The 14200-nt window shown below is 66.4% G+C and carries 13 protein-coding genes; 6 read left to right on the top strand and 7 right to left on the bottom strand.

What is annotated here, in order from left to right:
• Nucleotides 1-22 precede the first annotated feature (22 nt).
• Complete coding sequence (locus HWX39_RS16715; RefSeq protein ID WP_175969107.1) at nucleotides 23-1420, bottom strand: aspartate aminotransferase family protein; 1398 nt, start codon at nucleotides 1418-1420, stop codon at nucleotides 23-25.
• Nucleotides 1421-1477: 57 nt separating this feature from the next.
• Complete coding sequence (locus HWX39_RS16710; protein ID WP_175969106.1) at nucleotides 1478-2869, bottom strand: APC family permease; 1392 nt, start codon at nucleotides 2867-2869, stop codon at nucleotides 1478-1480.
• Nucleotides 2870-3120: 251 nt separating this feature from the next.
• Between HWX39_RS16710 and HWX39_RS16705 the strand changes: the two genes are divergently transcribed.
• Nucleotides 3121-4215 (top strand): AraC family transcriptional regulator, encoded by a 1095-nt coding sequence (locus tag HWX39_RS16705; RefSeq protein WP_175969105.1) that lies wholly within the window; start codon nucleotides 3121-3123, stop codon nucleotides 4213-4215.
• Nucleotides 4216-4293: 78 nt separating this feature from the next.
• Here the strand turns inward: HWX39_RS16705 and HWX39_RS16700 are convergent, their stop codons facing one another.
• Nucleotides 4294-4689 (bottom strand): surface-adhesin E family protein, encoded by a 396-nt coding sequence (locus tag HWX39_RS16700; RefSeq protein ID WP_175969104.1) that lies wholly within the window; start codon nucleotides 4687-4689, stop codon nucleotides 4294-4296.
• Between the two features lie 357 nt (nucleotides 4690-5046).
• Here HWX39_RS16700 and HWX39_RS16695 point away from each other — a divergent pair, with 357 nt between their 5' ends.
• Nucleotides 5047-7482, top strand: coding sequence for a PEP-utilizing enzyme (locus tag HWX39_RS16695; protein WP_175969103.1), 2436 nt, complete (start codon nucleotides 5047-5049; stop codon nucleotides 7480-7482).
• A gap of 34 nt (nucleotides 7483-7516) precedes the next feature.
• Here the strand turns inward: HWX39_RS16695 and HWX39_RS16690 are convergent, their stop codons facing one another.
• Nucleotides 7517-7891 carry a sugar ABC transporter ATPase gene (locus HWX39_RS16690; protein WP_175969102.1) on the bottom strand — a complete coding sequence of 125 codons (375 nt, stop codon included), beginning with the start codon at nucleotides 7889-7891 and terminating at the stop codon, nucleotides 7517-7519.
• A 268-nt stretch (nucleotides 7892-8159) separates the two neighbouring features.
• Here HWX39_RS16690 and HWX39_RS16685 point away from each other — a divergent pair, with 268 nt between their 5' ends.
• Nucleotides 8160-9140, top strand: a complete 981-nt coding sequence (locus HWX39_RS16685; protein ID WP_175969385.1) for a helix-turn-helix domain-containing GNAT family N-acetyltransferase — start codon at nucleotides 8160-8162, stop codon at nucleotides 9138-9140.
• A 270-nt stretch (nucleotides 9141-9410) separates the two neighbouring features.
• On the opposite strand, the gene HWX39_RS16680 is transcribed toward HWX39_RS16685, so the two are convergent.
• The gene (locus tag HWX39_RS16680; RefSeq protein ID WP_244135025.1) at nucleotides 9411-10340 is read right to left on the bottom strand and encodes a LysR family transcriptional regulator; all 930 of its coding nucleotides are present in this window, start codon (nucleotides 10338-10340) and stop codon (nucleotides 9411-9413) included.
• 155 nt (nucleotides 10341-10495) lie between these two features.
• On the opposite strand from HWX39_RS16680, the gene HWX39_RS16675 reads away from it, so the two are divergent.
• Entirely contained in the window at nucleotides 10496-10663 is a 168-nt protein-coding gene (locus HWX39_RS16675; RefSeq protein WP_175969101.1) for a hypothetical protein, read from the top strand.
• Between the two features lie 152 nt (nucleotides 10664-10815).
• The gene (locus HWX39_RS16670; RefSeq protein WP_175969100.1) at nucleotides 10816-11226 is read left to right on the top strand and encodes a VOC family protein; all 411 of its coding nucleotides are present in this window, start codon (nucleotides 10816-10818) and stop codon (nucleotides 11224-11226) included.
• Nucleotides 11227-11417: 191 nt separating this feature from the next.
• Here the strand turns inward: HWX39_RS16670 and HWX39_RS16665 are convergent, their stop codons facing one another.
• Both HWX39_RS16665 and HWX39_RS16660 read right to left on the bottom strand, forming a co-directional pair.
• Nucleotides 11418-12137 carry a Bax inhibitor-1/YccA family protein gene (locus HWX39_RS16665; protein WP_175969099.1) on the bottom strand — a complete coding sequence of 240 codons (720 nt, stop codon included), beginning with the start codon at nucleotides 12135-12137 and terminating at the stop codon, nucleotides 11418-11420.
• A gap of 100 nt (nucleotides 12138-12237) precedes the next feature.
• On the bottom strand, nucleotides 12238-12384 hold the full coding sequence (locus tag HWX39_RS16660; protein ID WP_175969098.1) for a hypothetical protein: 147 nt from the start codon (nucleotides 12382-12384) through the stop codon (nucleotides 12238-12240).
• Between HWX39_RS16660 and HWX39_RS16655 the strand changes: the two genes are divergently transcribed.
• A complete protein-coding gene (locus HWX39_RS16655) occupies nucleotides 12376-14136 on the top strand; it encodes an oleate hydratase (protein ID WP_279613088.1) in 1761 nt (586 codons plus the stop codon). The two genes, HWX39_RS16660 and HWX39_RS16655, sit on opposite strands and share 9 nt — an antisense overlap.
• Nucleotides 14137-14200 lie beyond the last annotated feature (64 nt).

Genomic DNA, 14200 nt, shown 5'->3' with positions numbered 1-14200 from the left:
CCCGAAATGAAGGACGCCGCGCTCAGCGCGTCGCCCGTGCATAGGTGTCGACGAGGATGTCGCGGATCTTCGCGACGAACCACACGATCTCGTCACGCGACATCACGAGCGGCGGCGAGAATTGCACGATCGGCGTGCCTTCGTGATCGACGCCCGCGCGACACAGCAGTCCTGCGTCGAAGATCGCGGGCGCGAGCAGCGTCGACACGAACGCCTGCGCACCGATGCCGGCCGCCCAGCGGCGCGCGGCCTTGTCGGTCACGAGTTCGAGCGAGTAGTGATAGCCGTCGCCGCGCACGTCGCCGACGCACGGCAGTTCGAGCAGGCCGTCGAGCGTCTGGCGGAACACCGCTTCGTTGTCGCGGACGTTCTCGAGCACGCCTTCGCGCGCCATGATCGCGAGGTTCGCGAGCGCGGCCGTGCACGCGACCGGGTGGCCGCCGTACGTCGCGCCGTGCAGGAACATCTGCTGCGGGCCGTCGAGCACCGTGTCGACCACCGCATCGCTCGCGATCACGCCGCCGAGCGGCACGTAGCCCGACGCGATGCCTTTTGCGAACGTGATGATGTCCGGCTTCAACCCGTAGCGCGCGGAGCCGAAATATTCGCCGAGCCGCCCGAACCCGCAGATGACTTCGTCTGCGACGAGCAGCACCCCGTGCCGGTCGCAGATGTCGCGCAGCCCGGCGGTATAGCCGACCGGCGGCGTCAGGCTGCCGCCCGCATTCTGCAACGGCTCGACGACGATCGCGGCGACGGTATCCGGCCCCTCCTGCACGATCAGCGATTCGATCTCGTCGAGCAGGTGGCGCGTGAACTGCGCTTCCGTCTCGCCCGTCGGGCGCCCGTAGCGCTTCGTGTTGCCCACATGCCGCACGCCCGACATCAGCGGCTCGAAATGCTTGCGGAAATTCGTCATCCCGTTCAGCGCGAGCGCGCCGAACGACGTGCCGTGATACGCGACGCGCCGCGCGATGAACTTGCGCCGCTGCGGCTCGCCGCGCGCCTGGTGGTACTGGCGCACCAGCTTGATCGCCGCTTCGTTCGACTCCGACCCGCTCGACGTGAAGAACACGCGATTCAGGCCTTCCGGCGCGAGCGCCGCGAGCTTGTGCGCGAGACGGATCGCCGGTTCGTGGCCATAGCCCCAGTTGGTCGCGAACGGCAGCCGCACCATCTGCTCGCGGATCGCGTCGCCGATTTCCGCGCCGTGGCTGTAGCCGACCTGCACGCAATACAGCCCGGCCAGCCCGTCGAAGTAGCGCTTGCCGTTGCGGTCGACGAGCCAGCAGCCTTCGCCGCGGTCGAACACGGTCAGCGCGTGGTCGCGATACGCATCGGCGTGCGTGAAATGCATCAGCAGGTGGCGTTTGCCGATGGCCTGCAGGTCCGCATCGGAATTGACGTCGACAGCGTTCATGGATGATTCCTCCTTCAGGGTTTCAGAGCCGGCGGCCGGCAGTCGGCCACCGGTCATTCAATTCATCGACAGCGTCGGCGCCGGGCGCGTGAAGCCGCGCGTCAGCCACACGAGCTGGCAGAGGCCGAGCACGAGCCAGCCGATGCCGACGTAGAACGTCTGGCGCGACAGGCCCGACCAGAGCCACACGTTCATCGCGAAGCCGATCGCCGGCATCACGCCGAACGTGATCCAGCCCGCGAAGCGGCGATGCTCCGCGCGGCACAGATAGCTGCGCATCACGCACAGGTTCACGACCGCGAACGCGACGAGCGCACCGAAGCTGATCATCGTCGACGCGAGGTCGAGCGTGATGAACAGCGCGGACAGCGACACGATGCCGACCGCGAGCGTCGCGCGCACCGGCGTGCGCAGCCGCGCATGCAGATGGCCGAATACGCGTTCGGACAGCACCCGGTCGCGCCCCATCGCGAACAGCACGCGCGTCACGCTCGCCTGCCCGGCCATCGCGCTCGCGAAACAGCCGGCCACGTACACCGCGACGAAGAACGCCGAAAGCGAGCCGCCGCCGATGCGCCGCATCAGTTCGAGGCTGGCCGAATCGAGATCCTTGAATGCGCGCCAGTCGGGAAACACCACTTGCCCGACGTAGGCGACCAGCATGAACAGCACGCCGCTCGCCAGCGTGCAGAGCAGGATCGCGCGCGGCACCGTGCGCGTCGGCTCGCGTGTTTCCTCCGACAGCGTGGTGACCGCATCGAATCCGAGGAACGACAGGCACAGGATCGCGGACCCGGCGAAAATCGCATGCGCGTCGCCCGACGACGGCAGCGCGACGGCCATCGACAGCCCTTCGCCCGCCGCGACCCGCGCGGAAGCGACGAAGAAGATCGCGATGAACACGAGCTGGCTCGCGATCAGGATCAGATTCACGCGATTGACGAGCCGGATGCCGACGATGTTCAGCCCGGTGATCAGCACGATGCTGCCGACGATCCACACGCCGGCCGGCACGCCAGGGAAAATCTGCTTCATGTAGATTCCGATCGCGAGGTAGCTGATCATCGGGATGAACAGGTAGTCCATCAGCAACGCCCAGCCGACCATGAAGCCGGCCGACGTACCGAAGTTTCGGCTGGCGAACGTATAGGCGGACCCGGCGCTCGGCATCAGCCGCGCCATGTGGCCGTAGCTGCGCGCGGTGAACAGCATGGCGACCAGCGTGAGCGCGTACGCGGCCGTCAGGTGCCCGTTCGTCTCGCTCGTGACGAGCCCGTAGGTCGTGAACACCGTCATCGGCAACATGTACGCAAGGCCGAAGATCACCAGCGTCGCGAGCCCGATCGGACGGGGCTGGCGGCGTTCGTCCGCGTCGCCTCGCATGGCGTGCGCGCCGAAGTCATGCGTCGCGGCGGCTGATGCGTATCGACCTGGGCTGTCGTTGTCCATGCTGTCCTCACGTGGGTGGCGTTCACGGCTTCAACACTCGTTCGCCCGGCGCGGCCGGCAGCGCACGGCTGGAAGAAAGTGTGGTGCGCCAAAAAATCGGCCACGAATGAGAAAAGCGGACGTAATCAGGGGATATTGGCGGACACAGCGCCGCGCGTCGCGCCGGCGAGTCATGCATGACGCGGTGCCGCACTGGCGTTTTGCGGACATTCCGGCTATGTTCTACGCGACCCCGTCGCCCCGTCAGCACCATGAACAGCCGCTCCCATCCCAACCCGAGCCGGGCCGAGCGCAGCCTGCGCTCGTCGCTCGGGCTCGCGCGCCCGGCCGGGCGCCAGGAGGACATTCCCGCCACCGTCCACGCGATCGCGGTCGCGCTGGACGAGTGCCGCGTGCGGCATATCGACGGCGCCGCGCTGCTCGAAGGCACGGGGCTCGGCGCCGACGAAGTCGCGTCGCCGAACCTGCACGTGAATCGCGGCCAGGAGCAGCGCTGCTTCCGCAACCTGCTGCAACGCAGCGGCGTGCCGTCGATCGGGCTGTCGATCGGCGCGCGCCTGCACGTGTCGACGCTCGGCCTCGCCGGCTACGCGATGCTGATCAGCGGCTCCGTGATGCAGGCATTCCGGTGCATGAGCCAGTTTCCGCTGTTCATGGGGCTGTATTTCGACGTGCGTATCGATGCGCATCCGGACGGCATGAGCGTGACGATCAGCCGTTACAACGGCGAGCCCGATCTCGAGGTGTTCCAGGTCGACATGTGCCTGTCCAGCCTGCGCCTGATCGTGTCCGATCTCGTCGGCAAGCCCGTCTGGCCCGCGCAGGTGCAGCTCGCGCGCCGCACACCGCGCAATGCGGCCGACTACACGCGCCACTTCGGCTGCAAGGTCGCGTTCAACGCGAGCGACAACCGCCTCGTGTTCACGTCGGTGAACGGCACGGAGATGCCGCTTCTCGCGAACGAAGTCAGCTTCAATGCGTTGCATGGCCAGTGCGAGGCGCTCGAACGGCAGTGGGCCGCGTCGGTCGGCACGCGCTTCGCCGATCGCGCGAAGGAGCTGATGGCGCGCGACCTCGCGCGCTTCAAGTCGATGACGTCGCTCGCGAACGCGCTGCACCTGACGGAGCGCACGCTGCGCCGGCGGCTCGACAAGGACGGCCTCACGTTTCAGGCGCTGCTCGACGACGTGCGCCGCGACGAGGCGCAGCGGATGCTCGACGACCCTGAACTGACGGTCGCGGCCATCGCGGAACGTCTCGGCTACAGCGAGCCGCGCAGTTTCCGCCATGCGTATCGGCGCTGGACCGGGCGCACGCCGCGCGCCGGCACGGACTCCGACGCGTGAAGCGCAACGGGCGCCCGTCTGGACAACCCACGGTAAGCGCTCCCGACGAACGATGGCAATCCGGCTGCGTTGCCGGTATCAGGATGCTCCGCACACGTAATTCATGACCAGCGTCTGAATGGAGTCTCGCTGCACGTAGTCGTAGTCATCCGCGTCTTCACGAGAAACATGAACCTGGCCCGGTTGAGTTCCAGTCATGCGGGTCTTGCCCATCGCCCAGGTCTTGTTCGCGCAGTCGAATGACCAAATGGAAACGAGACTCTTCACCGGAAACGGCACCGAATAACGGCGCGGCTCGGCGTAGACGATCCTGACCGTCACCCACGAATTGAGCGGGTGTCGCTCGACGGAAGCGGGGTCGACATAGAGCGCGATAGCCGGACCCGGGCCAAGCGTGACCCAGTTCTCCGCCCATGTACCGCTTGCGACGAGCGCAAGCAATGCGCCCGCGATCCAGCGTTTTTTCATTTTCATTCCTCGAATCCGGTGCGATGAATTCCGGCGTCCCGATTCTACTTTCCCTGTCGACGCGAAGTGCGCATTTCGATCCGGATCATTCGCCGGCCTCGACGTATTTCGGTTGATCGACATCCGGTCATGCGTATCGATCATTTATCGAAAATTCCCCAACCCGGAATGAAGATCGCCTCGAATCGACTCGCGTAGAATGCCCGCGACAATCAAGCATCAAGCCGAGCGGGCCGCCCTTCCATTCCACTCGCACCGGCGCAACGCGAACAAGACAACACGAACAAGACCCGTGGCATCCGCCGACGGCACCGCCCCGACCGGGCGGGCGCCACCGCGACATCGCCCGCCGACGAAGCATTCATGAGCAAACCGATCCTGTACCTCCTTGCCGGCAACGGCAGCGCGGCCGACTGGTGGGACGATGCGCTGCCCCACTTCCGGCATTCCCGGCCCGTGCCGCTGGAACTCCCGGGCTTCGGCGACAACCCCGCGCCGCCCTGCGAGGATCTCGCCGCGTATGCGCAAGCGCTGCTGGACGCGACCGAGCCGGGCCACGCGATCATGGCGGTCGGCGTGAATGCGCTGCTGGTGCTGCACGCATTGCAGCGACGCCCCGGCCACTTCAGCCGCAGCGTGCTGCTCGCGCCCGTCGGCGCATTTCTGTGGGAACGGCGCCTGCCGAAACTGATGGCGCCGAAACCGCTGCGCAAGACGATCCACTGGCTGCTCGCGCACTACCCGGCGCTGTTCGCCCGCAAATTCTCGAACCTGACCTGGACACACGCGCAGTACCGCCGCATGGGTGCCGGCTATGCGCGCTGCCGCGCGTTCCTGCCGCACTGGGATCTCGTGCGCGCCGATACCGCGCTGCCGCTGCTCGAGTGGGTCACCGATCGCGTCGAACTCGTGTGGGGCGACCAGGACAACGTGCTCGGGGTGCGCCAGGCCGCCGCGTGGTCGGCCATCCTCGCGCGTGCCGACCTCACCGTCACGCTGCAGGCCGGCTGGGGACACTATCCGTGGATCGACGCGCCGGCGGCATTCGTGCAATGGCTCGAAGCGGGCGATGCCGGCTTCGTCGCGCACACCAAAGGCGGGCGCCTCGCGCTCGCCGCGATGGCCGGCCTGCCCGTGCCGCCCGCGCTGTCGCTGACCCGCGCCGACGATCCCCGCCTGCCCGGCTTTCTCGCGAGCCAGCCGGACGCCGAGTGGGCGATCCGCTCGTCGAGCCACGGTGAAGATCAGGCCGACGCGGCCAACGCCGGCCTGCATACGACGTTCCTGCGCGTCCCTGCCGCGCAGGCGGCCGCACGCGTGGCCGAGTTGCTCGAGAGCGGCCTCGAGGAAACGGTCGTGCAGCGCTTCATCACGCCCGTGCTGTCGGGCATCGCGTTCGTGCGGCATCTGGCCGTCGAAGTCGAATGGGTGGAAGGCCACCTCGAAACGCTCGCCGACGGACAGGCCAGCCCGCAACGCGCGATCCTGTCGCGGCTCGGCGAGCCCTGGCAGCGCGGCACGTTCCCGGCCGCGCACGGCCTGAGCGCGACGCAGCTGTGGACCTTCCTGCAGCGCGTGCTGCGCGCGTTCCACTACGTGCCGGGCGATGTCGAATGGGCGTGGGACGGCCAGCAGCTGTGGCTGCTGCAGTACCGTCCGATCAGCCGCTACGGCTGGCATCGCCACCTGACCGCCGCGAACATCGCCGAGATCCTGCCGCCGCAGCCGAGCCGGCTGGTCGAGTACGCGCAACGACGCGCGGCCGGCAGCATCCCGGCCATCATGGCGCGCTGGGATGCACGCGTACTGCAGGATAACGAACCATTCACCGCGCTCTATGGCGGCGCGTCGTACATCAACAACGACCTGTTCCTCGCCCGTCTCGCCGACTGGGGCGTCTCGGCCGGCAACTACAGCGGCGAGATCGGCGGCGCGACGCCGCCGCTGCGCTGGCGTCCGCTGCGGCTGCTGCGTTCGCTGCCGGTGTTTTGGCGCATGCTGCGCGTCGCACGCGGGCATCTGCCGACGCTCGAGCGCGGCTTGCAGCGCTTCGACCAGGAGCTCGCGACGCTCGTCGAGCGGCGCGCCGACGGCCGGCAACTGGCCGACTGGTTCACGCGCTTCTACGTGTTCGTCGTGCAGGGCAACCTGTGCATCGCGTCATCGCTGGCCAGCAGCGGCGGCGCACTGTGGGGGCGTCCGCCGACCGCATACGGCCAGCTCGACGACAGCCCGCATCGACTGCCGTGGGAAACCGATCCGGGCACCGCGCGGCCTGCGCCCACCGACCTGCCGCTACAGCCATTTCCCGACTGGCCGCTGCCCATCCGCGTGCTCCACGCACTCGGCGCGCCCGGCATGCGCGGCTGGTATCTACAGGTACGCGAGTGGTATCGCGACAACCTGATGCGCGTGTTCTTCCGCCTGCATCATGCGATGCCGGCCGCCGACCGCGACGTGTGGTTCGCGCCCCATCCCGATCGCCGCGAACGCAACGGCAGCTTCTGGCAGGACGGCAGCGAAGGCGTCGACGAGGCGGCCGGCTTCATGATCTATCCGGGCCACACTCAAGGTGTGCTCGGCCTCGACATCCTGCTAGAAGACACGCTCGACCCGGGCCGGCACGCGCAGTACCAGGCGGCGCGCGCCGTGATCGCGCGCATGGGCGGCCGGCTGTCGCACGGCGCGACGCTGCTGCGCGAACTGCGCAAGCCGTCGGCCGTGCTGCCGCGCGTCGATGCCGCGTGGATCGGGCGCGAGGTGCGGCTCAGCGACGGCCAGCTGACGCTGGTCGAGTAAGCGCGGCGCGATTGCCGCGCCCCTGAGCGTGTAATCAGCGCACCGGCGTACGGACTTTCCCGTCGACCCTCAGCGTGCGCCGGTCGTGCGCGGCTTCGTATTCGACCGTCTGCGCGGGCGTCACCGCGCCGTACGAACGACCGTTCACGTAGACGGTGCCGTTCCGCAGCTCGACCCGGTCGCCGTTGACCATCGCGGTGGCCCGCTCGCCCTGCAACACCGCGCCCGAACAGCCGGCGGTCGAGAAGCTGCGGACCGACGTGCCCGGCATCGCGGCGACCCCGCCCTGATCCGCCGCTTGCGCCGCGCTGCAAGGCGGCGCATCCATGCTGCCGGCGGCGTGGACCGCGCCGGCGCTGATGCCGCATCCGGCAAGCAACGCAATCGTCATCGGCTTCAGATGGTTCATGGTGAGCTCCGTTGTCCGCAGCCGCGGATCGATGATCGGCCGACGCCCGCGTTCGCATCGCAGGCCGTCCGGATGCACCCAGTATGCGTCCGGTTCGTGGCACGCCGCCATCGGCACCAGTACCACTCACCGCCGTCTCGGCTCACGCCGACTTCGGCCTCCGGAAACGCGGCCCCGGGGATGACCCGCCCCCAATGAAGATCCACCTTGATCAAGTTGCGACCCGCAACTATTATTGATTGCGATCCGCAACCTTCCCGGGCCAACCATGGACCTCATCGACGCTCCCGCCAAGCCTCGCGAAGCGACCATCCTCGAGCTGCGCGAGTTCTCCCGCAAACTGGTTCGCGAGCTCGGCTTCATGCGCGCGACGCTGGCCGACAGCGACTGGGCGCCCTCGGCCGTCCACGCGATCCTCGAGATCGGGATGGCGCCCGGCATCAACGCCCGCGACCTGGGCAACCTCCTGCGGCTGGACAAATCGAACACGAGCCGGCAACTCGCGCGGCTGGAGGCTGCCGGCGTCGTGGAGCGGCGCGTGTCGAGCGACGATGCGCGAGCGAGCGAGCTGTACCTGACCGCCGACGGAAAAAAGCTCCAGAAACGAATCGACGCGTTCGCGACGGATCAGGTGTCGAATGCGCTGCGCCGCATGGTGCCCGCCGACCAGCAGGCACTGCTGCGCTCGCTCGCGCTGTATGCCGATGCGCTCGCCCAGGACAACGCCGCCAAAGCGCCTGCCGCGGCGCTCGACGCGCCAACGATCCGCGAAGGCTACCAACCGGGTTGTATCGGCGATATCGCGGGCCTTCATGCGCGCTTTTATTCGGAACACTGGGGCTTCGGCGCCTTTTTCGAAAAGCGGGTGGCGACCGAGCTGGCCGAGTTCGCCGGTGCGCTGCCGGCTGAAGGCAAGGCGCTTTGGCTGTGCCAGGAAGACGGGCGCACGCTCGCGTCGCTCGCGATCGATGGCAACCCGGCAACGGGCGTCGCGCACCTGCGCTGGTTCATCGTGAACGATGCGCTGCGCGGGTCGGGCATCGGCCGCCGGCTCATGACGGAAGCCATGCGCTTCGTCGACGCACGGCGGTTTCGCGAAACCTGCCTGTGGACGTTCAAGGGACTGGACTCGGCGCGCCATCTGTACGAGTCGTTCGGCTTCACGCTGACCCACGAATCCGCGGGCACGCAGTGGGGAACCGAGGTGGTCGAGCAGCGCTTCAGCCGGCCGGGGCCATCGGGCAGTTGACGGTCGGCGGGCTATCTCCGCCCTGAAGCTGATCGGCGCGGTCTAGGCGACGACGCGCGGCACGATGTACTCGACGATGCATGCGAACGACGCGATGCGCGTCACGCGAGAACGCGCGCCGACGCTGCAGCGCTTCGAATCAGATGTCGCGACGCATGGCTTCGACCTGACCGGGCGCCTGCCGCCGGCGACCGATCCGACACCCGAGCGCGTCGCGACCGTCCCGCCACGCGGTGCGCGTTTCGAACCAAGGTTCTCCCGTGCGCGGGTTCAACTCATTCGGGCCGCCTGCCCGATCAATCCGATGAGCCAGCGCAGGCCGCTGTCGCCCTGATGCGCGGTCTTCCACAACGCGCTGACCTGATGGATCGGCGTATCGAACGGCAACGGGCTGATGTGCAGGCCAAGACTACGGCTCCAGGTGCGGGCGATGTAGTCGGGCACCGTCACCAGCACGGGGTTGTCGCGTGCGATGAAAGGCTGGGTGGCAAAGTGAGGATTGGAAAATATCACGCGCCGTTGCTTGCCCAGCGCCTCCAGCCGTTCGTCGATCAATCCTCGAAGTTCTCCCTTGAACGAGGTGAGCGCATGCGGATGCGCCAGAAACTCGCTCAAGCTCAACGTGTCCCCTCGCGTCCGTATCAACTCCGGGTTGTAGAGGCAGACGAAGCGCCAATCCAGCAGCGTGCGCTGCTGTTGCCATTGAGCGCATTCGTTGAACACCCCCAATGCGACCTCGATCTCATTGCGTTCAAACATGCTGGAGACACGGTGGCAGTCCGTATCCAGCGAGATGAGCTTCACGCCCGGCGCCTCGGCGGCCAGCAATTTCAACAACGAAGGAAACAGCGTCACCGCAATCGCCTCGGAAACACCGACCCGGAACGTCCGATTGGCGTCCCGGGCATCGAACGGCTGGCCAACCCGCATGGTCTCGTGAAGGCCGATCAGCAGCGCGTCGATCTGCCGGGAAAGTTCCAGCGCGCGAGGCGTGGGTTCCATTCCCGAGCGGCCGCGCACGAACAACTCGTCGCCAAAGGCGGCGCGCAGTCGTTTCAGCGCACCGCTCACCGCGGGCTGACCAAGAAACAGCCGCTCCGCCGCACGCGTGACGTGGCGCTCCTGCATGAGCGCATGGAAGACCAGCAGCAAATTGAGATCGAATCGACGAAGATCATTCTCAATGATGGAAGTCATCATGACAAACGATTGGAGTGATAGTCGGCCTAGCATGCATGCTATCTCCACCCGCTGCAACCGGGGCAGCGCGAACATCGAGGAATGCTCGCGAACGGGCCGCGGCCCGGGTCGACGCAGTCTCCCCCGGTGTGGTGGATACGCCGTAGTGGAACACCGTGACCAGCAAAGCCCGGCAGGCCTTCTTAGCACCGCATTCAAGCGAATTGCCGGTGGGGCGCGTCGGTCAGCCTGGCGATGGCGCGCAGGTCATCGCCTTTCTCGTCGGGAATGGCTGTGCCACCAGCATCGTCGTGGAATGCGATGGCGGCTTGCGTCTCATCTGAGCACGAGATGCGTGCTCGACATCGGGCGCTGCGACCCATGATCGAACGGCATTGGCATTTCGAGCGCCGGTGACGACAAGGCGCACGCGAAGAAGTCGATCCTTGCGCCGCTACGCCTTTTTATCTCAACCTGTTTGAAAGGAGAAAAATCGATGTCCAGGCAAATCTTCATCAACCTGCCCGTTCAGGACCTGACAAAAGCGACGGCCTTCTATACCGCCATCGGCGCCGGCAAGAATCCGCAATTCAGCGACGACACAAGTTCCTGCATGGTGTTGTCGGACACCATCTTCGTGATGCTCATGACGCGTGAAAAATGGGCGCATTTCACGAAGAAACCCATCGCCGACTCGCGGCGCGAAAGCGAGGTGATGCTGGCGCTCAGCGCCGACGATCGCGAAAGCGTGGACAGGATGACCGAAGCCGCCGGCGCGCACGGCGGCACGGCGGACGTCAATGCCAAGCAAGATCTCGGCTTCATGTACGGACGCAGCTTCGAAGACCCCGATGGCCATATCTGGGAAGTGATTTTCGTCGATATGTCCCAGATGCCCCAGCAGTGAAATACAGGAATCCATAGTTTTTGTTCCGCATCGTTTACCTGAGAATTCACTGGCCAAACCGCCGTGAAAAATGGGAATCGATGAAAATCGCACACGCCGGAACAATGATCTTCGGTGGCAGCTTAGGGATGGGGCTCGCACTGGCACAGCGCTGTGTCGATGCCGGTGCAAGCGTCATCGCCATCGCTCGCCTAGCTGCGGCGGCTGCCGAAGAGCCGCATCAGCATCAGGAACAGGTTGAGAAAGTCGAGATAGAGCGCAAGCGCCCCCATGATCGCCTTCTTGCCGGCGATCTCGCCCTCTTCACCCGCGATGTAGATACGCTTGATGCGTTGCGTGTCGTACGCGGTGAGCCCCGTGAACACGAGCACGCCGATCACGGAAACGACGAACTGCAGTGCCGACGAAGCCAGGAAGAGATTCACGAGCCCCGCGATGATGATGCCGATCAGCCCCATGAACAGAAAGGAGCCGAAGCGCGAGAGATCGGCCCGTGTCGAGTAGCCATAGAGGCTCGTTGCGCCGAACGTGGCCGCGCTGATGAAGAACACGCGCGCAATGCTCTCGCCCGTATACACGAGGAAGATGCCGGAAAGCGAGAGCCCGACCAGCGCGGCGTAGGCCCAGAAACTGATCTGCGCCGCGCCGAAGCCGATGTGCTCGATGCGCAAGCTCAGAAACATGACCAGCGCCAGCGGTGCGAGCAGCACCACCCAGAAGAGGGGCGTTCCGGCGATCGACCGGTAAAACCCGGTTGACGCGCCGAGGTACGCAACGGCGCCCGTCAGCGCCAGGCCCCCGGCCATATAGTTGTAGATGCGCCGCACATACTGCCGAAGGCCGACGTCGTCGCCACCCAATACGCGCTGCGTCCCTTCTGGTCGCGCCCCCTGTCGAAAGTCGCCTCCCATGATCGATTCTCCTTGGATCGCATTCGTGGCGGCCGCGCTTCGTCGTAGCCGTTCCCGTGATCAATCTCGCCCATCGGGTCACCGGGCACCTTGACGCACATCAAGCCCATCCGGCGCCGCCCCCGCTCTGCAGGGCCTCGCGCGCATCCGAATTGCAGCGCACGAAGCCGCGGATCTGCTTGAGTTGCGTCAAGCCGCGCGCGATGCGCACGGGCTTGGCCTGCCGCATCCGGATCGGTTGACGCATCTCAATCGCCGTGCCCGGGACGCGGATATCGTGGCCCGAGCGCTCGCCAATGACGGCAGCGCGATCCGGCGTCCCCGGACGTCGGCAGCGGTTTCACCCAATCTGAACAGGGGCATTTCCATGCAACGCAGCACACGGGATTCGGATCGAGCCGCCCGCCGACGCGCGGCCGGCATCGATCGGGACAACAGCCGGTTCTGTCTGGTGGGCGGCGGCATCGCATCGCTGGCGGCGGCAGCCTTTCTGATCCGGGACGGCGACATACGCGGCTGCAATATCACGATCATCGAAGCGCTCGATCGCCTGGGCGGCAGCCTGGACGGCGCGGGTTCGGCCGAGGAAGGCTACGTGATCCGGGGCGGCCGCATGCTCGAAAGCAAATACCTCTGCACCTACGATCTGTTTTCATCGATCCCGACGCTCGACAAGCGAGGTTCCGTCACCCGAGAAATCTTCGACTGGAACGAGACCATGCGGACCGCGTCGAAGTCGCGCCTGGTGCGCGACGGCCGACGGGTGAACAAGCCGCCCTTCGGGCTCGACGAAGCGCACATCGTCGCGCTGGAACGCCTGTCGATCGAGCCGGAAAGCATGCTCGGAGACAGCCGGATCTCGGATCACTTCAACGCCGGCTTCTTCACGACGAATTTCTGGCTGATGTGGTGCACGACCTTCGCGTTCCAGCCCTGGCACAGCGCGGTCGAATTCAGGCGCTACCTGCTCCGGTTCGCGCACATGGTGTCCGGATTCAACCAGCTCCAGGGAATCATGCGCACGGTCTACAACCAGTACGACTCGCTGGTGAGGCCGCTCGAGAAATGGCTCGACGAGCGCGGCGTGCGGTTCGAGTCGAATACCCGCGTGACCGATCTCGTGTTGAGCCGCACCGAGGGCGACACCCGCGTCGAGGAAATCGTCTGCGAGCGCGACGGCGTCACCCGCCGAATCGCGGTGCGCGAAGGCGATTGCGCGATCGTCACGCTGGGCTCCATGACGGAAGGATCGAGCCTCGGCGACATGGACCGCCCCGCGACGCTCAACGGCCGGGCCGACGCCGGCGCGTGGGCGCTGTGGGAGAAGATCGCCGCAGGACGGCCTGCATTCGGACGCCCGGCCGCGTTCGCCGATCACATCGACGAATCCAAATGGCTGTCGTTCACGGCCACGCTGCGCGAACCCGTCCTGCTCCAGCGGATTCGCGACCTGACCGGCAATGTTCCCGGCGAGGGCGGCCTGATCACCTTCGCGGAGTCGAACTGGCTGATGTCGATCGTCGTGCCGCATCAGCCGCATTTCCTCGGCCAGCCCGAGGACGTCAGCGTGTTGTGGGGATACGGGCTGTTCGTCGACGCGCCCGGCAACTTCGTCGAGAAGCCGATGGCGGCCTGCACGGGGCGCGAGATCATGACCGAATTGCTCGGACATCTGCGACTCGCCGAGCAGGCTGACGACCTCCTCGCCAGGCCCACCTGCATCCCGTGCATGATGCCGTTCATCACGAGCCAGTTCCTGGCGCGCCAGGACGGCGACCGGCCGCAGGTGACGCCGGAAGGCACGGCCAATCTTGCTTTCGTCGGGCAGTTCTGCGAGTTGCCGGACGACGTCGTGTTTACCGTCGAATACTCGATCCGCAGCGCTCAGACGGCCGTCGCGGCACTGCTCGATCTCGACCGGCGGCCGCCCCCGGTCTACAAGGGACAGCACGACCCACGGGTGCTGTATCGAGCATTCACGACGCTGCACGATGCCTGAGCGCGGGCGGATCGTGGTTGGCGGGTTGCGCTGCCGGCCTCCCGATCCCGCCCCGAGCATGCTT

The sequence above is a fragment of the Burkholderia sp. BCC0322 genome (genome assembly GCF_902833045.1).
Classification (GTDB): Bacteria; Pseudomonadota; Gammaproteobacteria; order Burkholderiales; family Burkholderiaceae; genus Burkholderia.
The sequence above is the reverse complement of the archived record's forward strand: the minus strand, read 5'-3'. Positions and strand labels throughout refer to the sequence as shown.